General features: G+C 62.4%; 21 protein-coding genes and 2 pseudogenes. 13 read left to right on the top strand and 10 right to left on the bottom strand.

Annotation, left to right across the window (positions count from 1 at the left end; translation table 11 throughout):
• Nucleotides 1-43: 43 nt before the first annotated feature.
• Complete coding sequence (glnA, locus tag X728_RS146455) at nucleotides 44-1,453, bottom strand: type I glutamate--ammonia ligase (protein WP_023672775.1); 1,410 nt, start codon at nucleotides 1,451-1,453, stop codon at nucleotides 44-46.
• A 58-nt stretch (nucleotides 1,454-1,511) separates the two neighbouring features.
• Nucleotides 1,512-1,850 carry a P-II family nitrogen regulator gene (locus tag X728_RS146460; RefSeq protein ID WP_006205430.1) on the bottom strand — a complete coding sequence of 113 codons (339 nt, stop codon included), beginning with the start codon at nucleotides 1,848-1,850 and terminating at the stop codon, nucleotides 1,512-1,514.
• Between the two features lie 384 nt (nucleotides 1,851-2,234).
• Between X728_RS146460 and X728_RS146465 the strand changes: the two genes are divergently transcribed.
• Together X728_RS146465 and X728_RS146470 are read left to right on the top strand one after the other, a co-directional pair.
• Nucleotides 2,235-3,788, top strand: coding sequence for a bifunctional ADP-dependent NAD(P)H-hydrate dehydratase/NAD(P)H-hydrate epimerase (locus X728_RS146465; protein WP_023832213.1), 1,554 nt, complete (start codon nucleotides 2,235-2,237; stop codon nucleotides 3,786-3,788).
• Nucleotides 3,785-5,785 (top strand): hypothetical protein, encoded by a 2,001-nt coding sequence (locus X728_RS146470; RefSeq protein WP_023832212.1) that lies wholly within the window; start codon nucleotides 3,785-3,787, stop codon nucleotides 5,783-5,785. Before X728_RS146465 ends, X728_RS146470 begins: the two co-directional genes overlap by 4 nt.
• 25 nt (nucleotides 5,786-5,810) lie before the next feature.
• Here X728_RS146470 and X728_RS146475 read toward each other — a convergent pair whose 3' ends face one another.
• Together X728_RS146475 and X728_RS146480 are read right to left on the bottom strand one after the other, a co-directional pair.
• Nucleotides 5,811-6,881 (bottom strand): M48 family metallopeptidase, encoded by a 1,071-nt coding sequence (locus X728_RS146475; protein WP_023832211.1) that lies wholly within the window; start codon nucleotides 6,879-6,881, stop codon nucleotides 5,811-5,813.
• Nucleotides 6,882-6,887: 6 nt separating this feature from the next.
• Nucleotides 6,888-8,420 (bottom strand): acyl-CoA carboxylase subunit beta, encoded by a 1,533-nt coding sequence (locus X728_RS146480; protein ID WP_023682585.1) that lies wholly within the window; start codon nucleotides 8,418-8,420, stop codon nucleotides 6,888-6,890.
• A gap of 443 nt (nucleotides 8,421-8,863) precedes the next feature.
• On the opposite strand from X728_RS146480, the gene X728_RS146485 reads away from it, so the two are divergent.
• Nucleotides 8,864-10,267, top strand: a complete 1,404-nt coding sequence (locus tag X728_RS146485; protein WP_023738893.1) for a DEAD/DEAH box helicase — start codon at nucleotides 8,864-8,866, stop codon at nucleotides 10,265-10,267.
• A gap of 93 nt (nucleotides 10,268-10,360) precedes the next feature.
• Here the strand turns inward: X728_RS146485 and X728_RS146490 are convergent, their stop codons facing one another.
• Together X728_RS146490 and X728_RS146495 are read right to left on the bottom strand one after the other, a co-directional pair.
• Complete coding sequence (locus X728_RS146490; RefSeq protein WP_023698794.1) at nucleotides 10,361-11,341, bottom strand: alpha/beta fold hydrolase; 981 nt, start codon at nucleotides 11,339-11,341, stop codon at nucleotides 10,361-10,363.
• A gap of 70 nt (nucleotides 11,342-11,411) precedes the next feature.
• Complete coding sequence (locus X728_RS146495) at nucleotides 11,412-12,233, bottom strand: SDR family oxidoreductase (RefSeq protein WP_023698793.1); 822 nt, start codon at nucleotides 12,231-12,233, stop codon at nucleotides 11,412-11,414.
• A gap of 214 nt (nucleotides 12,234-12,447) precedes the next feature.
• Here X728_RS146495 and X728_RS146500 point away from each other — a divergent pair, with 214 nt between their 5' ends.
• The 6 genes and pseudogenes from X728_RS146500 to X728_RS146520 all read left to right on the top strand — a co-directional run bounded on the left by X728_RS146500 (nucleotide 12,448) and on the right by X728_RS146520 (nucleotide 16,467).
• Nucleotides 12,448-13,482 carry a cysteine synthase A gene (locus X728_RS146500; protein WP_023830002.1) on the top strand — a complete coding sequence of 345 codons (1,035 nt, stop codon included), beginning with the start codon at nucleotides 12,448-12,450 and terminating at the stop codon, nucleotides 13,480-13,482.
• A complete protein-coding gene (locus tag X728_RS146505; protein WP_023832210.1) occupies nucleotides 13,482-14,225 on the top strand; it encodes an alanyl-tRNA editing protein in 744 nt (247 codons plus the stop codon). The genes X728_RS146500 and X728_RS146505 overlap by 1 nt, the downstream gene beginning before the upstream one ends.
• A 95-nt stretch (nucleotides 14,226-14,320) precedes the next feature.
• Nucleotides 14,321-15,172, top strand: coding sequence for a 3-mercaptopyruvate sulfurtransferase (gene sseA / locus X728_RS146510; protein WP_023691267.1), 852 nt, complete (start codon nucleotides 14,321-14,323; stop codon nucleotides 15,170-15,172).
• A 5-nt stretch (nucleotides 15,173-15,177) separates the two neighbouring features.
• Nucleotides 15,178-15,741: a GNAT family N-acetyltransferase gene (locus X728_RS146515; RefSeq protein WP_023682574.1), complete on the top strand. Its 564-nt coding sequence runs from the start codon at nucleotides 15,178-15,180 to the stop codon at nucleotides 15,739-15,741.
• Nucleotides 15,742-15,772: 31 nt separating this feature from the next.
• A pseudogene (locus X728_RS1000000171690) lies at nucleotides 15,773-15,865 on the top strand (OmpA family protein); the annotation flags it as partial.
• A gap of 134 nt (nucleotides 15,866-15,999) precedes the next feature.
• Nucleotides 16,000-16,467 (top strand): DUF1203 domain-containing protein, encoded by a 468-nt coding sequence (locus X728_RS146520; protein WP_023736671.1) that lies wholly within the window; start codon nucleotides 16,000-16,002, stop codon nucleotides 16,465-16,467.
• Nucleotides 16,468-16,857: 390 nt separating this feature from the next.
• Here the strand turns inward: X728_RS146520 and X728_RS146525 are convergent, their stop codons facing one another.
• Nucleotides 16,858-18,138 carry an outer membrane beta-barrel protein gene (locus tag X728_RS146525; RefSeq protein ID WP_031195686.1) on the bottom strand — a complete coding sequence of 427 codons (1,281 nt, stop codon included), beginning with the start codon at nucleotides 18,136-18,138 and terminating at the stop codon, nucleotides 16,858-16,860.
• 205 nt (nucleotides 18,139-18,343) lie between these two features.
• Nucleotides 18,344-19,459: an alanine dehydrogenase gene (gene ald / locus X728_RS146530; RefSeq protein ID WP_023832208.1), complete on the bottom strand. Its 1,116-nt coding sequence runs from the start codon at nucleotides 19,457-19,459 to the stop codon at nucleotides 18,344-18,346.
• Nucleotides 19,460-19,614: 155 nt separating this feature from the next.
• Here ald and X728_RS146535 point away from each other — a divergent pair, with 155 nt between their 5' ends.
• Entirely contained in the window at nucleotides 19,615-20,088 is a 474-nt protein-coding gene (locus X728_RS146535) for an Lrp/AsnC family transcriptional regulator (protein ID WP_023668897.1), read from the top strand.
• On the opposite strand, the gene X728_RS1000000170415 is transcribed toward X728_RS146535, so the two are convergent.
• Nucleotides 20,085-20,498 (bottom strand): hypothetical protein, encoded by a 414-nt coding sequence (locus X728_RS1000000170415; RefSeq protein WP_155922397.1) that lies wholly within the window; start codon nucleotides 20,496-20,498, stop codon nucleotides 20,085-20,087. The two genes, X728_RS146535 and X728_RS1000000170415, sit on opposite strands and share 4 nt — an antisense overlap.
• A 174-nt stretch (nucleotides 20,499-20,672) precedes the next feature.
• Between X728_RS1000000170415 and X728_RS01000000166945 the strand changes: the two are divergent.
• Together X728_RS01000000166945 and X728_RS146540 are read left to right on the top strand one after the other, a co-directional pair.
• Nucleotides 20,673-20,855, top strand: a pseudogene (locus X728_RS01000000166945) (Lrp/AsnC ligand binding domain-containing protein); the annotation flags it as partial.
• Between the two features lie 60 nt (nucleotides 20,856-20,915).
• Nucleotides 20,916-21,179, top strand: a complete 264-nt coding sequence (locus X728_RS146540) for a hypothetical protein (RefSeq protein WP_155923997.1) — start codon at nucleotides 20,916-20,918, stop codon at nucleotides 21,177-21,179.
• A 55-nt stretch (nucleotides 21,180-21,234) separates the two neighbouring features.
• On the opposite strand, the gene X728_RS146545 is transcribed toward X728_RS146540, so the two are convergent.
• Nucleotides 21,235-21,900, bottom strand: coding sequence for a 5-formyltetrahydrofolate cyclo-ligase (locus tag X728_RS146545; RefSeq protein ID WP_023832207.1), 666 nt, complete (start codon nucleotides 21,898-21,900; stop codon nucleotides 21,235-21,237).
• 181 nt (nucleotides 21,901-22,081) lie between these two features.
• Between X728_RS146545 and X728_RS146550 the strand changes: the two genes are divergently transcribed.
• Nucleotides 22,082-23,347: an NAD(P)/FAD-dependent oxidoreductase gene (locus tag X728_RS146550; RefSeq protein WP_023668902.1), complete on the top strand. Its 1,266-nt coding sequence runs from the start codon at nucleotides 22,082-22,084 to the stop codon at nucleotides 23,345-23,347.
• Nucleotides 23,348-23,412: the final 65 nt, after the last annotated feature.

Raw genomic sequence — 23,412 nt, 5'->3', positions numbered from 1 at the left:
TGAACTGACGCCGGGGTTTTTCCTTGTCGCTGAGGCTTATCGTTCAGACCGAATAGTACATGTCGTATTCGACCGGATGCGGGGTCATTTCGAAGCGCATCACTTCGGCCATCTTGAGCTCGATGTAAGAGTCGATCTGGTCGTCGTCGAAGACGCCGCCGGCTTTCAGGAAGCCGCGGTCCTTGTCCAAGCTTTGCAGCGCTTCGCGCAGCGAACCGCAGACGGTCGGGATCTTCTTCAGTTCCTTCGGCGGCAGGTCGTAAAGATCCTTGTCCATCGGCTGTCCCGGGTGGATCTTGTTCTTGATGCCGTCGAGGCCGGCCATCAGCATGGCGGCGAAAGCGAGGTAGGGGTTCGCGCCCGGATCGGGGAAGCGGACCTCGACGCGCTTGGCTTTCGGCGACGAGCCGAACGGAATGCGGCAGGAGGCCGAACGGTTGCGCGCGGAGTAGGCGAGCAGAACCGGTGCTTCATAGCCAGGCACAAGGCGCTTGTAGGAGTTGGTCAGCGGGTTGGTGAAGGCGTTGATCGCCTTCGCGTGCTTGATGATGCCGCCGATGTAGAACAGGCACGACTCCGACAGGCCGGCATATTCATTGCCGGCGAAGGTCGGCTTGCCGTTCTTCCAGATCGACTGGTGGACGTGCATGCCCGAGCCGTTGTCGCCGAAAATCGGCTTCGGCATGAAGGTGGCCGTCTTGCCATAGGCGTTGGCGACCTGGTGCACGACATATTTGTAGATCAGCATCTTGTCGGCGTTGCGGACCAGCGTGTCGAACTTGATGCCGAGCTCGTGCTGGGCAGCGGCAACCTCGTGATGGTGCTTTTCGACGCGCACGCCCATTTCGGCGAGCACGGTCAGCATTTCGGAGCGCATGTCCTGCGCGCTGTCGATCGGCGGCACAGGGAAGTAGCCGCCCTTGACGCGCGGGCGGTGGCCGAGATTGCCGGTCTCGTAATCGGTGTCGTCGTTGGACGGCAGTTCGGTCGAGTCCAGCTTGAAGCCGGTGTTGTAGGGATCGGCCTTGTACTTGACGTCGTCGAAGACGAAGAACTCGGCTTCGGGGCCGACATAGATGGTGTCGCCGATGCCTTCGGCCTTCATGTAGGCCTCGGCCTTCTTTGCAGTGCCGCGCGGATCACGGTTGTAGGATTCGCCGGAGACCGGATCGAGAATGTCGCACAGGATGACCATGGTCGACTGGGCGAAGAACGGATCCATGTGGACGGTGTCCGCATCGGGCATCAGCACCATGTCGGACTCGTTGATCGCCTTCCAGCCGGCGATCGAGGAGCCGTCGAACATGACGCCGTCGGCGAACATGTCTTCCTCGACCTCGATGACATCCATCGTCACGTGCTGCAGCTTGCCCTTCGGATCGGTGAAGCGCAGGTCGACGAATTTCACGTCGTTGTCCTTGATCTGCTTCATGATGTCTTTGGCTGTCGTCATGTCGTTTCTTCCCTGTGTGATGACGTTTCGAGGAGACGTTAATCTGAAATCAGAAAGCTCAGACGGCGTCCATCCCCGTTTCGCCGGTACGGATGCGAACGACCTCCTCGATGTTGGAGACGAAGATCTTGCCGTCGCCGATGCGGCCGGTCTGCGCCGCCTTGCGGATGGCTTCGATGGCGCCTTCGACGGCGTCGTCGCCCAGCACGACTTCGATCTTCACCTTGGGCAGGAAGTCGACGACATATTCGGCGCCGCGATAGAGTTCGGTATGGCCTTTCTGGCGGCCAAAGCCCTTGGCCTCGGTCACGGTAATGCCTTGCAGACCGGCCTCCTGAAGCGCTTCCTTCACTTCGTCTAGCTTGAACGGCTTGATGATCGCTTCGATCTTTTTCATGTAGAAAGTGGCCTCCACTGCCAAAAAAACGGGTTGTGCGCCCCGCTTGCGCCTCCATCAAGCACGAACTGTGCCAATTTCAGCCCACGCGAAGCGGTTTCGCGCAATTCCAATGCCGCGCCGCGCCGGGATGCACATTCGCGTCATCCTCTGCTTCGGCTGCGGCAAAGCTGCCCGAAGCCTACACATTGCCGCTTCGGGCGTCTGCACGATAATTAGGCAGATTGCGCATTTTGCAGGCCCGCGCGGATCCGTGGCACCAGTCTGCGAAAGGATTGGCCGCACGCCAACGCAGCACCTGGCCGTTTGCTTCGAATCCGAAACTGGACAATGCTCGATAGGGACAAAGGGGTCGGCCTTGAACGAAATGCGGATCGGCAATCCATGAGCAATGAAGTCCTGTCGCCGGCCGAGATGGGCGAGACCGACCGGCTGGCGATCGCGGCCGGTCCGCTCGACGGCTATGGCCTGATGCAGCGCGCCGGCGAAGCGGTCGCTGCTGTGGTCCTGGCACGCTATCCCGCAGCAAGCCGCGTGCACGTGCTGTGCGGCCCCGGCAATAATGGTGGCGACGGCTATGTTGTAGCGCGGTTGCTGGCCGAGGCTGGTGTGAATGTGGCGCTCTGGGCCGAAGGCAAGCAGAAGCCCGGGAGTGATGCGGCGCGAGCTTCCGAGGCCTGCAATCTGCCGGTCGAGCACATCGGACACTGCTACCCGGAACCGGGTGAAGTCGTCGTGGACGCGCTCTATGGTGCGGGATTGTCGAAGAAGATATCCCTGCATGCCTCTGCCGTCTCAGGATTGGCCGCGGCGGAGCGCGTGCCTGTGGTGTCAATCGATCTGCCTTCTGGTGTGTCGGGCGAGACCGGCTTGAGCAACGCTTATTTCAAGGCCGACGTGACGGTGACGTTCGTGCGGAAAAAGCCCGGCCATCTGCTGATGCCGGGGCGCAGCCTCTGCGGCGAGATCATCATCGCCGATATCGGCATTCCGGATGCGATCGTCGATGAGTTCAAGATCAAGACGTTCGAGAACACGCCTGACTTCTGGCTATACAGTTTTCCGAAAACGGCGGCCGATACACATAAGTATAAGCGCGGCCACGTCAGCGTCTTTTCCGGCGGGCCGAGCGCGACAGGTGCGGCGCGGCTGTCGGCGATGGCTGCAGCCAGAGCCGGGGCAGGGGCGGTGACCGTGCTCTCGCCTGAAAATGCCATGCAGGTAAACGCCGCGCATCTGACATCGATCATGCTGCGCGAGGCCGGTTCGATGGAGGAAGTGCAGGAATTTTTGTCGGCGAGGCACCCCGAAGTACTTGTGTTCGGACCAGGGCTCGGGCCGAAACCCAAAGTGGGGGATTTCGCGTTGCAATTGATCGCGACGGTCGCTGACCTAAACCGCACGTCGACGAGTTCATTCGGAATTCAGCGCCCTGCCATTGTCTTGGATGCTGACGCCATCACGTCATTGGCGCATCAGCCTCAGGCCCTGTTCGACGCCGCGCTGCTCCCGTTGGGGCCGGTATTGGTGCTGACGCCGCATGAAGGCGAATTCGCCAGACTTTTTCCCGACATCGCGAAGGACAAGAAGCAGTCGAAACTCGCCAAGGCGCGCGCAGCCGCTGAACGAGCCAACGCCATCATGGTCTACAAGGGCGCCGACACCGTCATCGCGGCGCCGGACGGCCGCGCGGTGATCAACGCCAATGGTGCACCATGGCTCGCCACCGCTGGTTCCGGCGACGTGCTGGCGGGCATTGTCGCCGCGCTGCTGGCGCAGGGCATGCAGGCATTCGAGGCCGCCTGCGCAGCGGTCTGGATACACGCCGAGGCCGGCAGCCGCTTCGGACCGGGTCTGATCGCCGAGGATCTCCCGCTGGCACTGGTGCCGGTGCTGCGTGAACTGGTCGATGCACGGCAGAAGGTGGCGATCAGATGAAGCATTTCGCGCTCGCCATTGCAGCCATCATCGCGCTGTTCGCGTCACATGGCGTGCGTGCTCAAGAGCCCGTGACCATCGTCGACGATCCGGCGGTGCTCGCCGCCCTCGATGCCAAGGGTTTTGGCTTCGCCCGCATTTTCGCCGTCGACGGCGCGGACGATCTGAAGACGCTCTACAGTGAGGCGCCGGCCTATCGTGCTGTTGTCGACATGGTTGCGGCCGATATTGCCGCGCTGCGGGCCGAGATAAAGGCCGGCGGGCGCACGCTCTACGAGGTGACCGACGGCAATGTCGGCCGCATCATGGATATGCGCTGGCTGAAGACCGAGGCCGCGCGCTTCCGCCTGGTCGGCGTCGTCAACCGGCTCGACCGGCGCGATTTCAATGTTTTGGCTGGCGACAAGAGCTGTGGCGAGGTGCGCTTCATCTATCGCCTGGCCTACAGTTTCCGCAAGAACGGCAAGGTTCTGGCATCGCGGCTGCCATTCAATTTCAACGCCGTCTACAGCGTGGCGCCGGATGCCGATGGCGGCTGCGTCGGCGTTGCCGGGCGCTGGACACCGCAGATCGACGAAAACGTCGATGCCGGCTGGCTGGCCGGCGGTTCGCTGGCACCGGAGGAACTGACGTTCAAGCAGCTTGAACTCAACGCGCAGGTGGTGCGCTTTCCCTCGGGCCAGGAGACCGAATTCGGCGGGCAGGCGGCCTATCTGATGCGGATCTTCGGCATCGATGGCGCTGCCATCAGCGAGAAGCCGCTGGAGAATACGCCTGACGTTGCGCGGCTCTCGGATGATGCCGCACTGAAGAAAGGGCTCGCCGACTACGTCAGCGCCAATGTCGCGGCCGTCGATCTCGGCGTCTACGAAATCCCCGACGAATTCCTGGCCAAGAAAATCATCTCGTGGTCGACCTTCGGCAGCGCGAGACGGGCCAACCATCCGTTCACGCCGCTGTTCCAGCCAGCGGATTTCGCCGGCTTGGACTATGCGGCGCTAAAGCTGGTGCGGACACCGGAGGCGCTGGTCGAGCGGCTGGACAATGGCGCCTGCCAGGGGTGCCACCAGGCGGGCTCGACGGCCGGCTTTCACTTCATCGGCCTCGACGACAAAACGACGTCGCCTCTCAACCGGATCGAGGTCGGCATCTCGCCGCATCTCCATGCCGAGATTGCGCGACGTGAGGCCTGGCTGCGCGCGACGGAAGAAGGCAAGGAGCCGAACCGCTACCGGCCGCTGTCCTTCGCGCCGCCGGCGACATGGACCGATGCCGGCGATGTCGACTACGCCCCGGCCGAGATCGCGATGCCGTGCCTGATGCCGGATGATGCAAAACGCTTCGGCGCGACCTGGCAATGCGGTGGCGGCACCGTCTGCACGCCGCTCGCGACGGCCTCAGGCGTGCATACCGCGCTGGCGCAATGTCTGTTGCCCACGGACAGTCCAAAGATGTTTTCGGGCCATCCCTGCCTGACCGGGTCGATCTCCAGCAACCCGTCTCAGCCGTTCAACGACCGCTACAAGATCACCGGCCAGTTCGCCGCTTTTGCGCCGACCCTTTCGCGGACCGCCTACACCTGCCGGCCACCGAAAATCGGCGTACCGGCAGGCATCGCTTATCGCGCCTGCGACGACAAGGACCGCAGCTTCGCCGCCTTCAAGACGGGCAAGCCGATGCCATCGGAAATTTGCGGCATGGTCGGCGGCAAGAAATTCGACACCTGCGTCGCCACCAACAATTTCGACCAGTGCCTCGGCGGCGCGGTCAACCGCGGCAACCGTCCCGCATGTTCGGCCGATCATTTCTGCCGCGAGGATTATATGTGCCAGTCGCTGCCGCCGGACACGCCGGGCGCCGACAAGGTAAAAGGCATCGGCTACTGCTCGCCGACCTATTTCATCTTCCAGATGCGCATCGACAACCACGCAACGCCTTGGGCGACCGCGACCAGCGCCCCCAGGGATGCGGGGTTCGGCGCGGCGGAAGAGGAGTGAGCCTGCGAGTTGGGCGACCACCAGTTCAGCGCTGGAGATAGTCTTCCATCCGCGCAGTCCATTTGGTGTCGAATTCCGCAATATGCCGCTGTGCTACGCTCGAGTTCAGCAGCGTCGAGAGCGCGGTCACGGCGATCGGGTCCAGGTCGGGCGGCTCCGTGTAGCCAAGCGCCGCCAGCCGTTGAGCCCATGATGGATGGGTAGACTTTGCGTCATCCGGGCTTGCCCACGCCTTGCGGGCGCAAACATTGAGGCAAATGGGTTCTCGCAGCTGGCCGGCAGCTTCCAGCACGCGCTCGAGCGGCGCTCGCGGCGGACGCAAAGCACCTCGCAATTCATGCTGCAAAGGGTCATAGACCGTCTCCGTGAAATGCACGTCTGCCGTGGCAAGAAGCAACAGCGCGCGTGCGGCGTGCTCGGCGTCGCCGGAGGATGCCGCGTGTCGATCTGCCTTGATCTCCGCTTCGCGCGAAAGCCGGATTTCTTCCCGCTCGAACGATTGCGCCAGCCAGCCGATAGCGGCGTGGAGCAGGCTGCCTGTGATCGTGGTTCCGGGCGGGGCATACTCGAAGACAAATCCGAAACCGTTTTCGAACTCAGCGAGATTGAGGCTGCCATTGGTATCCTTGTTGCGCACATGCGCGTCCTCATGGGCAAGGATCGCGGCAAGCGCTCTTTCATCGGTCACTGCGAGGAGAGGGATGCCAATGGTTAGAAACAGCCGATTGCCGAGAAGGCCGAGAAGCGTGCGCTCTTCGCGCACGCTGGCGTTCAGGTTGCCCTCTAGTATGACAACCGTGCGCGCAGCACGGCGCGGTCCGGCGACGCTCCGCCACAGCGCCCACAGGCCGGGCGCTTCTGCTTCACTGACGCCTTTGATCTTGCTGCGTCGGAAGCCCGCAAACAATGTGCCGAACAGAAATGCCAAGGCCGTGGTGGCGATCGGCATGACGACGAAGCCGCTGGCCATAAACCAGATTGGTTGGTTGTCGAGCAGGGACATCCAGACGCAGAAGACGATGAGAGCGGGAACAACGAAAAACAGGACCGTGAACCTGCCAAACCGCCGACCGGCGCTGATGATCAGTCGCGACATTGGATGTTACAACGGGATGTTGTCGTGCTTCTTCCAAGGGTTCTGCATGTCCTTGTTGCGCAGCATGCGCAGTGCCCGGGCAATGCGGCGGCGGGTCGAATGCGGCATGATCACCTCGTCGACATAGCCGCGTTCGGCGGCGACGAAGGGCGACAGGAAACGGTCCTCGTAAGCCTTTGTGTGAGCTGCGATCTTTTCGGCGTCGCCAATATCCTTGCGGTAGATGATCTCGACCGCGCCTCTCGCCCCCATCACCGCGATCTGCGCCGTCGGCCAGGCATAGTTCATATCGCCGCGCAGGTGCTTTGAGGCCATCACGTCATAGGCGCCGCCATAGGCTTTGCGGGTGATGACCGTGATTTTCGGCACGGTCGCCTCGGCGTAGGCAAACAGGAGTTTCGCGCCATGCTTGATCAGGCCGCCATATTCCTGCGCGGTGCCGGGCAGGAAGCCGGGTACGTCGACGAAGGTGACGATGGGAATGGAAAAACAGTCGCAGAAGCGCACGAAGCGCGCCGCCTTGCGGCTTGCGTCGGAATCGAGCACGCCGGCCAGCACCATCGGCTGGTTGGCGACGAAGCCGACGGTGCGGCCTTCGACGCGGCCGAAACCGGTGACGATGTTCTTGGCAAAGTTCTGCTGGATCTCGAAGAAATCGCCTTCATCGGCAACTTTGAGGATCAGCTCCTTGATGTCGTAAGGCTTGTTGGCGTTGTCTGGGATCAGCCGGTCGAGCGACAGATCATGGTCGGTGACCGACTGGTAGCACTCGATCTCAGGAAGCTCCGACGTATTTGACGCGGGCAAAAGGTCTACCAGCCGGCGCATCTGCAACAGCGCCTCGACGTCATTGTCGTAGGCGCCGTCGGCAATCGACGATTTGGTCGTGTGGACGGACGCGCCGCCAAGGCTCTCGGCCGTCACCGTCTCGTTGGTGACCGTTTTGACCACATCCGGCCCGGTGACGAACATGTAAGAGGTGTCGCGGACCATGAAGATGAAGTCGGTCATGGCCGGCGAATAGACGTCGCCGCCGGCGCACGGGCCCATGATCACGGAAATCTGAGGAATGACGCCGGATGCGAGCACGTTGCGCTGAAAAATCTCGGCATAGCCGCCTAGCGCCGCCACGCCTTCCTGGATGCGGGCGCCGCCGGCGTCGTAGATGCCGATGATCGGCGCGCGGTTGCGTAGCGCCATCTCCTGCACCTTGATGACCTTTTCGGCGTGAGCCTCCGACAGCGAGCCGCCGAAGACGGTAAAGTCCTTGGCGAACAGATAGACCGGACGGCCATTGACGGTGCCCCAGCCGGTGACGACACCATCGCCGGCGATCTTGGTTTTCTCCATGCCGAAGTCGGTCGAGCGATGCTCGACATACATGTCGAACTCCTCGAACGAGCCTTCGTCGAGAAAGACATCGATGCGCTCGCGCGCGGTGAGCTTGCCCTTCTTGTGCTGGGCGTCGATGCGGGCCTGGCCGCCGCCCATGCGGGCGATCTCGCGGCGGCGCTCGAGTTCCTTCAGCACGTCCTTCATCGCTCGGTCCCCAGAAATGGCAGCTGCCTTTGTGGTAATGATGGCTGCGGGCGTGCGCAAGCGCCGCTTTCGCAGTCGATTTTGCTGCGCTGCAACATGTCGCCCCTTGCATTCCGGGGCGAACTCAGCCATATGCAGCCCATAGGCGCTTGGGCCGGGAGATTCCGGCCTTCTCGACAAATGAGACTGGTTGCGTCTGTTTTCCCTCTTTCCGGTATATCGGCCCCTCTTTCCGATACATCACGAAGTGGCGAAAGAGCCCCGTGGCATGACGCCTGCGGGCACGACAGCGCAGCCGAGTGGACGTTTCCGTCCGCCCGCCTTGTCGTTTCAAATCAATTTTTTCGACGGCAGGTTGCGCCCTGCCGCCATCGATGTTTGCGGCCAAGACCGCGTGAAAGAAGACTATTTTGACCAACGAAAACACCTCAGCCGGTAACGCGATCTCGACCGGCAACACTGCGGACCTCACCGGTTTCGCAGCTCTTGGGATCACGGGCGCGCTGCTCAAGGCGACGCATGGCGCCGGCTTCACCGAGCCGAAGCCGATCCAGACGCAGGCGATCCCGCCGCAGATGGAAGGCCGTGATATCTTCGGCATCGCCCAGACCGGCTCGGGCAAGACCGCTGCCTTCGCGCTGCCGATCCTGTCGAAGATCATCGCGCTCGGCACCAAGCGCCGAGCCAAGACCACTCGTGCGCTGATCCTGGCGCCGACGCGCGAACTCGCCGTCCAGATCGAGGACACCATCAAGATCCTCGCCAAGGGCGCGCATGTCTCGACCGCTCTCGTGCTTGGCGGCGTCTCGCGCTTCAGCCAGGTGAAGAAGGTTGCGCCCGGCGTCGACATCCTGATCGCCACGCCCGGCCGCCTGACCGACCTGGTGCGCGAGGGCGACCTCATTCTCTCCGACACCAAATGGCTGGTGCTGGACGAGGGTGACCGCATGCTCGACATGGGCTTCATCAACGACGTCAAGCGGATCGCCAAGGCGACCGCGCCCGACCGTCAGACGGTGCTGTTCTCGGCCACCATGCCCAACGAAATCGCCGAGCTGGCGAAGGGCCTGTTGAAGAACCCGATCCGCGTCGAAGTCGCGCCGCAGAGCACCGCGGCCGCCGAGATCGTGCAGGGCGTCGTCTTTGCCCGCACCAAGCAGAAGCGCCAGGTGCTGTCGACGATGCTCGCCGACGAGGCAATGAAGTCCGTCATCATCTTCTCGCGCACCAAGCATGGCGCCGACCGGGTGACCAAGGACCTCGAGCGCGACGGCTTCAAGGCCGCCGTCATCCACGGCAACAAGTCGCAGAACGCCCGCCAGAAGGCGCTCAACGATTTCCGCGAGGGTTCGGTGCGCATTCTCGTCGCGACCGACATCGCGGCGCGCGGCATCGACGTTCCCGGCATCAGCCATGTGGTGAATTTCGACCTGCCGGATGAGGCCGAAAGCTATGTCCACCGCATCGGACGTACCGGCCGTAACGGCATGGACGGCATCGCCATCACGCTTTGCGATCCTTCCGAAAACAGCAAGCTGCGTCAGGTCGAGCGCATCATCCGCAGCAAGCTGCCGATCGTTGCCGACCATCTCGGCAGCCCGGATCCGGTGCGCAATCCGGCCGAAAAGAACGAGCGCTTCGAGCCCGCCAATGATCGCAACGACCGCAATGGCCGTCGCGACGGCAGGCGGCCCGGTGGCCAGAACAACGGCTTCGCCAAGAAGCGTTTTGGTGACAAGCCGGCCTTTGCGGGTGCAAGCGAGCGCAAGCCGGAAGGCGCCAAGGCCTTCAAGGGCAACAACAAGCGCCGCTTCGGCGGCAAGCGGCCCGCTGCGCGGGCTGCCTGATCAGACGAACCGGTCAGGCTCGTCGAGCCTGGCTTGATTGCTGACGATTGAATATGAGGACGGCCGGGGCAATGCTTCGGCCGTCCTTTTCGTTTAGGGCTGCCCGGTAATTGCCTTCACCCACACGACGATCCGCTGCGCCAGGAAAGCCGTGGTCGAGGGCGACAGCGCGTCGCCGGCAATGACGTGGTCGTCGGGATCGCCATTGTCGTCGACGGGCACCAGTTCATGCGGTGCGCCCCAGCGGCCGGCGATTTCGCGGGTGCGATCCTGGCGCACCACCTTGTCGGAATCCGAGAAGATGAACAGCGCCGGTATGGTTGCCTTCTCCACAGGCGCTGCGTAGGCAAGGTTGGTCAGCGCCGCCATCGGTAGCACAGCTGCCATTGGATATGTGTGCGTCCAGAGTTTCTCGTGCAGCGCGTTGCGGGTCGGAAAGCTGCGCTCCTTGCCGCCGACGAAATCGGCGATCTGCCTGCCCCAGGGCATGGTCAGCAGCTCGGCGCCTGAAGCCCTGATGCCAAAATTCGGCGAGATGAATGCGATTGCAGCGACGCCGTCCGATGCGCCAGGCTCAGTCGCCGCCCATGCCGCCAGCGATCCACCGGTCGAGGTGCCGATGACGATCACCTTGTCGCCGATGGCTCGGCCGATGGCGAGCGCCTCCTCATAGTCGTTGATCCAGGCATTGACGCTGCCTTGCGCCATAGCAGCGCCGTCCTGCCCATGACCGGTGAGGCGGGTGTAGAAAAGGTTGGCGTCGAGTTGGTCGGCGACCTCGTCGGCCAGCGGGCGAACCTCGCCCTTCGATGCCGAAAAGCCATGGATATAGACGATCGCCAATGGCGTCCTGGCGTGAACCATCGGATCGGCCCAGATGATTTCTTTCTCGAGCCCGTCGCGAACGTTGGGCACGGCAGCCTCTTCGCGCGCAATATACGCTTGCGGATCGTCGCCGATCACTTTGGGGTCGAAGCTGATTGTTGTGTCGACGGGAACGCGCGGACCAAGCAGGAGGGCCAAGACAAGGATGATGACGACGCCCAGCACCGCAAGCACGATCCGTCGCCCCATCTCAGACTCCACAACAATTCTAAAGCCTATGGCGGCCGGTGCAGTCAGGCAACAGCCGGACTGTGGACAGCTATTGGTTCGGCGGCTTGCGGTCGAAATTCAGCGGCCGCCCTGTCCAGCGGGTCGCCGTGCTGATGAACCACCGGCAGACTGGCCTTGGCAGCAGTGCCAGCACCTTCAGCCCCCAGCTCAGCCGGTGAGGGAAGGTAACCTCGAAGCCGCCATGCTCGATGCCGCGCAGCATGCGGCGCGAGGCGCGGTTGACCGGCATCAGTCCCGGCATCGGCAGCATGTTCTTTTCGGTCAGCGGCGTGTCGATGAAGCCCGGATTCATCACCTGGATCCGGACATTCATCTTGTCGAAATCGTATTTCAGCGACTCGGCCAAGATGTTGATCGCCGCCTTCGAGCCGCCATAGGCCGCCGTGGTCGGCCAGCCGAAATAGGCGGTAACCGATCCGACAAGCACAATATGGCCGCGCGCACGGATGCGCATGCGCTCCATGAGCGGGACGAGGCCATTGATGATACCGAAATAGTTGACCTCGAAGGTCTGGCGAAAGTCGCGGACCCTGAGGTCTTCGCCGGGCGTGGCGATGTAGTTGCCGGCGTTGAAGACGGCGAGCACGATCGGCCCGAGCTCCTTTTCAATCGCCGCCACCGTGCTTGCCATGCGCGGCTCATCGGTGACGTCGCAAGGGTAGGCGACGACACGTCCCGGCATCTGCGCCGTCTCGACGATGAGCGCGTCGAGTGGGTCGCCGTCGAGTGCGGTGACCGCGACGACAAAGCCCTTTGCCGCGAGGTCCTTGGCCAGCGCACGGCCGATGCCGCTGCTGCCGCCGGTTATCCAGGCGACGCCGTGCTTCGGGTTGGCCCGGTAAAGTGTCATTCTGCGCCCTGCCGATCTGTCATTAGTGCTCTAGCGGTGAAAAAATCGAATGAAAAGAGCGCTTTTCCGTACTGGTTGAAATGATCGTCATCGCGCGTTGTCCGGCCGCGGGAGATTGCAGTGCCCGAAATGCGACTGGACCAGGCGAATTCTTGCCTTGAAACGCAAGCTTCGGGTTTCTAGGGTCTCGCCGCAGCTACATAAGGAATCCCGGATGCCCCGTTCTGTGATCGAAGCGATCGGCAACACGCCCCTGATCCGCCTCAACAAGGCCTCGGAGCAGACCGGCTGCGAGATCCTGGGCAAGGCCGAGTTCATGAACCCCGGCCAGTCGGTCAAGGATCGCGCCGGCCTGTTCATCATCCGCGACGCCGAACAGCGCGGGCTGTTGAAGCCGGGCGGGGTCATCGTCGAAGGCACGGCAGGCAATACCGGCATTGGCCTGACGCTGGTTGCCAAGGCGCTGGGCTATCGCACAGTGATCGTTATTCCCGACACCCAGAGCCAGGAAAAGAAGGACACGATCAAGCTGCTTGGTGCCGAGCTGATCGAAGTGCCGGCGGTGCCTTACAAGAACCCCAACAATTACGTGAAACTGTCGGGGCGGTTGGCCGAGCAGATGGCGAGGTCGGAGCCGAACGGCGCGATCTGGGCCAACCAGTTCGACAACGTTGCCAATCGCGACGGCCATATCCGCACCACGGCGGAAGAAATCTGGATGCAGACCGGCGGCAAGGTCGACGGTTTCGTCTCGGCGGTGGGTTCGGGCGGAACGCTGGCCGGCGTCGCCTTCGGGCTGAAGGCCAAGAGCAGCAACGTCAAGATCGCGCTCGCCGATCCGCTGGGTGCGGCGCTCTATTCCTTCTACACCAGTGGCGAATTGAAGTCCGACGGCAGCTCGATCACCGAAGGGATAGGGCAGGGGCGCATCACGGCAAATCTCGATGGGTTCACGCCGGACTTCTCGTTCCAGGTGCCGGACGAAGAGGCGCTGCCGATCGTCTTCGACCTGATCCAGGAAGAAGGCCTGTGCGTCGGCGGTTCGACCGGCATCAACATTGCCGGCGCTATACGGATGGCGCGCGAGCTTGGCCCCGGCCACACCATCGTGACCATACTTGCCGACTATGGCACGCGCTACCAGTCGAAGCTGTTCAACCCGGAATTCCTGCGCGAGAAGAACCTGCCGGTGCCGGGCTGGATGGATGAGCGCAGCACAATTCCGGTGCCGTATGAGAAGGTCGCCTGATGGCGCACAGAACAGAAGCGCTGTTTCGCGACGACGCCTATCTCAGAGCGGCCGACGCCACCGTTGTCGCCATCAACGAGCGCGGCGGCATCATTCTCGACCGGACCATCTTCTATGCCACATCGGGCGGCCAGCCTGGCGATACCGGCACATTAGAGCGCGCCGACGGCACCCGCATCGCCATTGCCGCCACCATCACCGGCGAGACCAAGGACGAGATCATCCATGTGCCGGCGCCGGAGCAGCCGGCACCCGAGGTCGGCGAGCAGGTGAAACTCGCCATCGACTGGGAGCGGCGGCATCTCCTGATGCGCATGCACGCAGCTTGCCATTTGCTCACCGTCGTCTGTCCGTTTCCGATTACCGGTGCTGCGGTTTCCGAAGATGACAGCCGCGTCGACTTCGACGCTCCCGATGCCGGCTTCACCAGGGAAGACGTCACCGCCGGGCTGATGGAGCTGGTGCGGGCCGATCATCCGATCTTCGTCAGGCTGATCACCGACGAGGAACTGGCAGCCAATCCTGGCCTGGTGAAATCCAAGACTGTCCGGCCGCCCGCCGGCACCGGCAAGATCCGCCTGGTCTGCATCGGCGACAACGCTTCGATCGACAGCCAGCCCTGCGGCGGCACCCATGTCAAAAGCACCGGCGAAGTCGGTGAAATCCACATCGGCAAGATCGAGAAGAAGGGCCGCGAAAACCGGCGTTTTCGCATTCGCTTCGGACCAATGCCGGTAGCTTGAACGAACCATGATCCCGAAAAGTGGAAGCGGGTTTTCGGGGAAGATCATGGTCAACAGGAAGCAATGCTTCGCCAAGGCGGAGCAGGAGAAGAACAATGGCCGATGACAGCCCTTTCACCGTCGATGCGGACTGGTTGCAGAGCCGTCTTGGCGAGCCCGGCCTGACGATCGTCGATGCATCCTGGTATCTGCCGGCGCAGAAGCGCGATGCGCGCGCCGAGTATGAGGCTGCGCATATTCCGGGTGCGCGATTCTTCGATCATGATGCGGCCTCCGATCCTGATGCCAAGCTGCCGCACACGCTGCCCTCGCCACAGCATTTCGCGCAATATGTAGGCGCCATGGGAATTTCGGCCGACGACACCATTGTCGTCTATGACGGTCCGGGTTTCTTCTCGGCGCCGCGCGCCTGGTGGATGTTCCGCGTCATGGGCGTGTTCCAGGTCTATGTGCTCGACGGCGGCTTCGACCGCTGGAAGGCGGCGGGCCGGCCGGTGACGGCGGAGCCGACCAAGATCGCGCCGAATGTGTTTCATGCCGATTTCGATGCCGCTCGCGTCGCCAGCCTTGCCGACATGCGCCGCATCGTCGAGACTGGCGAGAGCCAGATTGCGGACGCCCGAGGCGCGGGCCGCTTCACCGGCGCCGAGCCAGAGCCCCGCGCGGGTGTTCGCTCCGGCCACATGCCCGGCGCGCACAATTTGCCTTATTCGGCGCTGTCACAGGATGGCGCGCTGTTGTCGAAGGACCAGTTGCGCAAGGCCGTTGAGGATGCCGGTATCGATCTGTCGAAACCGGTCGTCACCTCTTGCGGTTCCGGCATCACGGCGGCTGTCGTCACTCTGGCGCTGGAGACGCTCGGCCACACCGACAACCGGCTCTACGACGGCTCATGGACGGAATGGGGCGGGCTGGCAGACACGCCCGTGGTGACGGGCAAGGAATGATGGCGATGGAAAATGGCGCGCTGGACGACATCGAGGTCACGGTCACGTTTCTGGAAATGCATGTGCCGCCGGCCTATTCGCCGCCCTTGCCCTACAACAGGCAGATCGCGCTGCTCAGGACCAAGGACATTCCGCTGCATTTCTATCGCTATCTGATGGATCGGGTCGGGCGCAAATGGCATTGGGTCAATGTGCTGAGGCTGGACGATGACGAGCTTGCCGCCGGGATCCACCGCGAGGACCGCGACATCAGGGTGCTTTATCTCGACGGCGCGCCGGCCGGTTTCTTCGACCTCAAGCCGCATTTGCCAGAGGAAGTCGAGCTCGCCTATTTCGGCATGATGGAACATGCGACCGGGCAAGGCATCGGCCGTTGGTTCCTCGGTGCGGCGATTGCCGCAGCATGGTCGTATGGGCCGAAACGGGTAACGGTGCAGACCTGCACGCTCGACCATCCGGCTGCCTTGCCGCTCTACCAGAAGCTCGGTTTTGCGCCGGTGGCGCAAAAGAAGGAGACCGTGCATCCGCTGTCGTTCGCCGAGCGCTCGGCCAGCGTCATGCGGCCGTGACTTTCTCCGACTGAAGGCCGAACCGACCGTTCATGGCGAGGAATTCCTGCTCGTGCGGACCCAGGACGAGAACTGGCGCAGGCGCCGGGTGATGCTGCGCCGCTTCGACGATTTCATCCGCTGAGCCGGCGCGGGACCTGCCCAATGCCGAAGCAGTCCGGCCTGAGACTGGCCGGGCTGCTGACAGTTGACAGGAATCGGGTGGGAAGCACCTCGGCGGGGGCATAATTTCCGGTCAACCACACCGGAGATTTAGCCATGACCGTCCAGTTCAAAGCCTTGCCGACAGAAGATGTGAGAGCGCTGCAGCGCGGCGGGCCGGACGCCTACGGGCAAACGCCGGAGCGGAAGGTTTCAGATGGCGACGGGGTGCCGTGCCGGCATTGCCTGAGAAACGTCGCCGAAGGCGATGGCTATCTGATCATGGCCTATCGGCCGTTTCCGGCGTTGCAGCCTTACGCCGAGACAGGACCGATCTTCCTGCATGCGCAGGAATGCGAACGCGCAGCCGAGACAGAAGCGCTTCCAGAGATGCTTGAGAGCAGCGACTATATCGTGCGCGGCTATGGTGCGGATGACCGCATCGTCTATGGCAGCGGCGGCGTCATTCCGACTGGCGGCATTGCGGCGCGGGCAGAGACGCTGTTTGAGCGCGCTGACATCGCCTATGTCCACGTCCGCTCGGCGCGCAACAATTGTTATCAGTGCCGCATCGAGCGTTTCTGACAAAAAGATGCCCGCCGGTGGTCTGGCGGGAAGTTGGGAACCGTGTGACGGCTCGATCCGTCAAGTTGGCATCCCTGTCTGCGCATGCTTTTCGAATTGCGGATGTGAAGCACTTCACACAGCATCGCGATCCTCGCCGGCATGGCGACGCACGCCGATGGCGGTTGGGACTTGTCGTACTCCCGTCGCATTCTCTCGGTAAAAGACCAGCGTCGATGGATTGCCGACCGCGGATGAGCCGGCGGGGATCTCGATGACCGAGGAAGCGGGGCTTTGGCTCCGCTTTTTTGATGTCCGCCAGCCTGTTCAATTCCGGCGCCAGGAATTTTGCGCAAAGAAAAAGCCCGCCGGAATTGACCGACGGGCCTTCGCCGTGTGTGTGTGCGGCGTTTAGTTGAATTTATACTTCGCGCCGACGCGAACGGTCTGGAAGGAAGGCTCGTCGGTGAGGAAGCCGCCCGAGCCGAAATCTTCTTTCTCATACTGCGAATAGCGGTATTCGAGACCAAGCGTCATGTTGCTGGAAACGGCCGTTTCCAGGCCGCCACCGACCGAGAAGCCGCTCGATCCCCAGTCGACGATGTCGCCAACGGGCGAGGAGGCATGCAGGTCGAAATGCTGCCAGCTGTAACCGCCGAGGACATAGGCCAGCGTCGATTCGTTGACCTTGGCGCCGATGCGGGCCAGGGCATCGAAGCCATAGTCGGCATCGCCCTTGATCGACCCACCCGGAATGTCCAGCTTCGAGCGTATGCCGGAATAGCGGGCGTCGACCAGAACGCCGGCGACCCAGCCGCCGAAATCATGGTCGTAACCGATGCTCGCCTCGCCGAACACGCCTTCGCCGCCGATGCCATCCAATTCGAGGGCGCTGGCGAGCGTCAGGTCATGCACCACGGTGCCGGCGCCAAGCGCGCCGCCGACATAGAAGCCGGTCCAGTTGTAGGTCGGAGCAGCAAACGAGGCCCCGCCGCCATTCTGGGCGCCGAAGCGGTAATTGGCCGCGATGTGGAAGGTGTGGCTGGACGGCTCGACATCCAGAGAGGTTCCCGGGCCGCCGATAATGCCGAGGTCAGCCACCGAGTCGTCGCCATAGTTGGCGTAGCGGTACTCGGTCTTAATCGTCCAGTTGCCGCGCAGCACGGTTTCCATACCAACGCCGACGACATAGCCGCCACGGTTCTCCGTGAAATCAAGACCGTCGGCAAAGCCCGAACCCTCGAGCTTGAAATGGTTCCAAGTGTAGCCGCCGAGCACATAGCCGAGCGTACTGGGGTTCAAGAGATAGCCGGCGCGCAAGCCGACGTCGAAGCCATAAGCGTTCGTCAGGTCGATATCAGCGCCCGGAAGGCTGATCGACGGACCGATATTCCCGATGTTGGCGTCGATGAAGCCGCCGAGCAGGAAGCGTTCAGAGACCATGTAGTCGTAGCCGGCGGTCACTTCGCCAAACACGCCGTTGCCGCCGATGCCATTGAAGTCGAGAAACGGGTCGACGCTGATGCGGTGCACGGTGGCGCCGAAGCCGCCGCCGATGCCGACATAGGCGCCGCTCCAGTTGAAACCGGCAGGTTCTTCCACCGGCTGCACAACGTCGGCGGCATGCGCTACCGATATCAAAGCCATTGCCGAAACGGCGCCGAGAAGAACGGATTTAGCAGAAATAAACATTTTAGCCCCTTAGCATAGAACAAACCCGTCCGTGTTCTAACAGGATGCTCGTTAATATTGGAATGACAAAAATGTCACATCGACAGGCAAAAGCGCTGTCGAGAGGGGCTGCACCTTGCCCTGGAGCGGGCGTTTTGCGGTCTTGTAGCCAAGAAAAACCCGCCGGTACAACCGGCGGGTAAGGGAGGCAAAATGCCAGGTCAGGTCAGGCAGCCAGAACCACTTTCGGTTCGACCAGCTCATAGCCGAGTGCTTCGGCCACGGCGCGATTGGTGATCTTGCCCCTGTGGACATTGAGGCCGTTGCGCAAATGGTGGTCGTCGACCAGCGCCTTCAGGCCCTTGTCGGCCAGCTGCAGGCCATAATGCAGCGTCGCGTTGTTGAGCGCGTGCGCCGAGGTCACCGGCACGGCGCCCGGCATGTTGGCGACGCAGTAATGGATCACGCCGTCGACCTCATAGGTCGGCTCGGCATGGGTGGTGGCGTGCGAAGTCTCGAAGCAGCCGCCCTGGTCGATAGCGACGTCGACCAGCACCGAGCCCTTCTTCATGCCCGACAGCATTTCGCGGGTCACCAGCTTGGGTGCAGCAGCACCCGGGATGAGCACGGCGCCGACGACGATGTCGGCCGAGAAGCATTCTTCCTCAAGCGCCTCGACTGTGGAGTAGCGGGTGTGGACGCGGCCGGTAAAGAGGTCGTCCAGCTGGCGCAGGCGCGGGATCGAGCGGTCGATGATGGTGACGTCGGCGCCGAGGCCGACCGCCATGCGGGCGGCATGCAGGCCGACGACGCCGCCGCCGAGCACGGTGACCTTGCCGGGCAGCACGCCGGGCACGCCGCCGAGCAGCACGCCGCGGCCACCATTGGCCTTCTGCAGCGCGGTCGCGCCGGCCTGGATCGACAGGCGGCCGGCAACTTCCGACATCGGCGCCAAGAGCGGCAGGCCGCCGCGGTCGTCGGTTACGGTCTCATAGGCGATTGCGGTGACGCCGGACGCGAGCAGGCCCTTGGTCTGCTCCGGATCCGGGGCCAGGTGCAGATAGGTGTAGAGGATCTGGCCGTCGCGCAGCTGCGCCCATTCGTTGGGCTGCGGCTCCTTGACCTTGACGATCATGTCGGACTTGGCGAACACGTCGGCGGCGGTCTTGGCGATGGTGGCGCCGGCGGCGCGGTAGGCATTGTCATCGGCGCCGATGCCGGCGCCGGCGCCGCTTTCGACCAGCACTTCATGACCATGCGCGACATATTCGCGGACGGAGCCCGGCGTCAGGCCGACGCGGTATTCGTGGTTCTTGATTTCCTTGGGGCAACCGACGCGCATAGTCTTCTCCTGATCCGGCCCTTCGGGCTCGTTCCCTGTATCAACCGAGTGAACCACAAATCGTTGCGCAGGTGTTTGCGAATGCGCTTGCGCGGGGTCACGCGTTTCGATAATCGTTGCGCGAAATCAAGGAAATTTCGCAGGAATCACGAGAAATGCCGCTCGACAGGATCGATATCGCCATTCTCGAGGCACTGCAGAAGGATGGCCGCATACCCAATGCGGCGCTCGCCGAAAGGGTCGGCCTGTCGCAGTCGGCCTGTTCGCGCCGGCTCGACAATCTGGAGAAATCCGGCACCATCCGCGGCTATCACGCCCGGCTTTCGAATGCAGCGCTCGGTCACCAGATGACGGCGATCGTGCACATATCGCTGTCGGGACAGTTCGAAAAGACGCTGTCGGATTTCGAGGCGGCGATCAAGCGCTGCCCGAATGTGCTGTCGTGCCACCTGATGTCGGGCGAATACGACTATATCCTGCGCATCGCCGCCAAGGATCTGGTCGACTATGAGCGCATCCACAAGGAGTGGCTGTCGGCGATGCCGCATGTGACCAAGATCAACTCATCCTTTGCCCTGCGCGAGATCGTCGATCGGACCGCCATGGGAATGAAGCCGGAACTGGCTTAACGCCACAAACATACTCGGACGTCCTTCCCGATATAGCATGCGCCTTCGCGGCGAAGTTCTTCCCAGCGTTCATCACCGTGGGTGGCGCGAATGTCGGAGTTTGCATAGCCCGCCCAGACATCACCGTCCTTGTAGACATCCGCCCAGTAATCTTTAGACATTTCACCAGCGCCACTATGCGGATCAGGATAGTCGATCCCTGCAAAAACTTGCTTCGGTCCCTGGATATTGAAATCGCCGCCCTGCTCGATTTGATAAGAGCACCTTCCGGATATGCGGGTCTGACCGCCAACAACAAGCAGGCAGCGGCCCCATTTGTAGCCGCTCGGCAAACGATGCCGTGGTTGCGCATGCAAAGGCGAAAGGGAAAACGCAATTGCGAGGGTAATTGCTATGGTTCGTCCGATCATCTCGCCACCCGTTGCGAAGCAGCCAATTCAAGAGCGGCTCGACACTGTTGGATCCGCCCGAAGCGCATGTCGAAGCGGTTCGCTGCAGCATGGTTCCCTTAAAGAGTATTTATCGACCACGTCGGATTTTTGTCACGTAACATTTGTGTTGCTACACGGCGGTCAACCGGCCTCGATGCGGCGATAAAGTGCTGCCCAAATGTGCTGTCCTGCCACCTGATGTCGGGTGAATACGACTACATCCTGCGCATCGCGGCGAAGCACCTCGTGGGCTATCAACGCATCCACAAGAAGTGGCTGTCTGTTATGCCGCACGTGATGAAGATCAGTTCGTCCTTTGCCTTGCGCGATTGTTGATCGCGCGGCGATGGAGAAGAAGCGGAGAGGCTTAGGAACTGAGTAGCGGAGTGCACGGAATTGTGCGTAAAATCAAATAAAGTGGATACTAGAAAAGCCGCTGAAGAGGTGAAGATAATCGCCGACAATGCCAATGACATGGCCCGATTGATTGAGCTTCCGTCTGCAGGTGCGCTACACGCGCGCACCGGAGATCCGCTTGTCTTGCTGAAAATTCTGTTCAGTGTGTATCGCCGCATTCGTTTGTTGGCCGAGTATAAAGATGCCGGTAAGGCGGATATTCCTCAGTTGCCTGGGAATGACACCAACGGCGATCTTTTCTAAGCGTGATATTTATGAATATGTGCGATCACACGGAGGGTCTCTGAATCTCATCACGCTAGGCTTTTAATACCTCGGTCACCAGTTGGTCCATCGGGATGTCGTGCGGCTGCGGGTAGATGGTGGGGATGCGCTGCAGTTCGTAGCCGACGCCGATGACCAATGGCTTGAACGGCATGGCAGCCAGCGTGCGGTCGAAGAAGCCGCCGCCATAGCCCAGGCGGTAGTTTCGCGGGTCGATGCCGACGATCGGCGAGATGACGATGTCGGGCAGCACCGGGTCGCCTTCGGCGGGGATAGGGATGTTCCAGACGCCTTTTTCCAGCCGGTCGCCAGGCACATAAGCGCGGAAGATCAGCGGCTGGCCCTTCTCGATCACGATGGGCAGCGCCGTGCGGCCGCCGCGTTCGTTGATCGACGCCATCCACGGCCGCAGGTCCGGCTCGCCGCGAAACGGCCAATAGAGGCTGACCATGCGGCCGGCAATGTCGCCGATGGTCGCGTCGAGCCCTTCGGCGATAGCCCGCGACATCGCCACCCGCGCATCGGCGGAAACCGCCAACCGTGCCGCGATCAGACGCTCGCGCTCGGCCTTGCGCCAACGGCGCACATCGGTCCAGTCGGTCAATGGCGCGCGAAATTCCGGATCGAATTCGTGCATGAAGCAAGGCGGCGAAGAATATTGCGCCCGCCCTTTGCGATCTTTGTCATCGTCGTTGGCCATGCTTCACTCCCGTGGTTCCAGCCCCTGCAAGGCTATACCCGTCCAGGCTTGCCGACATAGGCATTCGCGACATCCGGCGACGAGTCCTGGGCAGCCTTACGCGCGGCAGTCTAGCGCGCCGCGACATTGTTGCGGTGCACAAAAATCACTAGATAAAGAGAGACAAACAGGGGTGAATGCGATGAGTGAAACCAGCCATCATGTCGTTGTCGTCGGCGCAGGGTTCGGCGGTCTCGAACTCACCCGGGCGCTGGCCGGCGCACCCGTGCGCATCACCATGATCGACAAGCGCAACCATCACCTTTTCCAGCCGCTGCTTTACCAGGTGGCGACCACCTCGCTGGCGACCTCGGAAGTTGCCTGGCCGATCCGTCATCTGCTGCGCAAGCGCGAGGACGTGACGACCCTGCTCGGCAACGTCACCGGCGTCGACCGTCCAGGCAAACGCGTGCTGCTTGAGGACGGCAGTTCTGTTCCCTACGACACGCTGGTGCTCGCCACCGGCGCGCGTCATGCTTATTTCGGCCACGACGAATGGGAGCCTTTCGCGCCCGGGCTGAAGACGCTTGAAGACGCAACCACCATTCGGCGGCGCATCCTGCTCGCCTTCGAGCAGGCCGAGCGCGAGACCGATCCGGCCAAGCGCCAGGCACTGCTGACACTGGTCATCGTCGGCGGCGGCCCGACCGGCGTGGAGCTTGCCGGCACCATTGTCGAACTCGCGCATGAAACGCTGCGCGGCGAATTCCGCAACATCGACACGCGTGAGGCGCGTGTGGTGCTGGTCGAGGCCGGAGACAGGATCCTAGCCAATTTCGCGCCAAAGCTGTCCGACTATGCGCGCAAGGCGCTGGAGCGGCGGGGCGTCACGGTCGAGCTTGGCCGCGCCGTCACGCGCCTCGATGCCGAAGGCGTCGTCTTTGGCGATACGCATCTGCCGGCGCGAACCATCCTGTGGGCCGCCGGCGTGGCGGCTTCACCCGCGGGAGAGTGGCTGGGCGCGCCGGTGGACCGGGCGGGCAGGGTAATGGTCGAGCCCGATCTGACCGTGCCGAACAGTCCTGAAATCTTCGTCATCGGCGACACCGCGCATGTCTTGCGGCCGGACGGCAAACCGGTGCCCGGCGTGGCGCCCTCGGCCAAGCAGGAGGGCAAGCATGTCGCCGCGACGATCAGGGCGCGGCTGGCCGGCGATGGCGCGCCGCGGCCTTTCCGCTACAAACATGCCGGCGACCTGGCGACGATCGGCAAGTGGGCAGCCGCGATCGATTTCGGCTCGATCAAGCTCACGGGATGGCTTGCCTGGTGGCTGTGGGGCGTGGCGCATATCTACTTCCTGATCGGTTTCCGCAACCGGCTCTCGGTGTCGCTTAGCTGGCTATGGATCTATTTCACCGGCCAGCGCAGCGCGCGGCTGATCACCCAGGGCGACGATGACAAGGGCTGAGGTTCTCAACCGCGGCCAAGGATATTCATCCAGCCGTCACCTTTTGCTGATCGACTGACTTCCCG

It is taken from the genome of Mesorhizobium sp. L103C119B0, from assembly GCF_000502235.1.
GTDB lineage: Bacteria > Pseudomonadota > Alphaproteobacteria > Rhizobiales > Rhizobiaceae > Mesorhizobium.
Note: the sequence above shows the minus strand (reverse complement) of the source record. Positions and strands in the feature narration are given on the sequence as shown.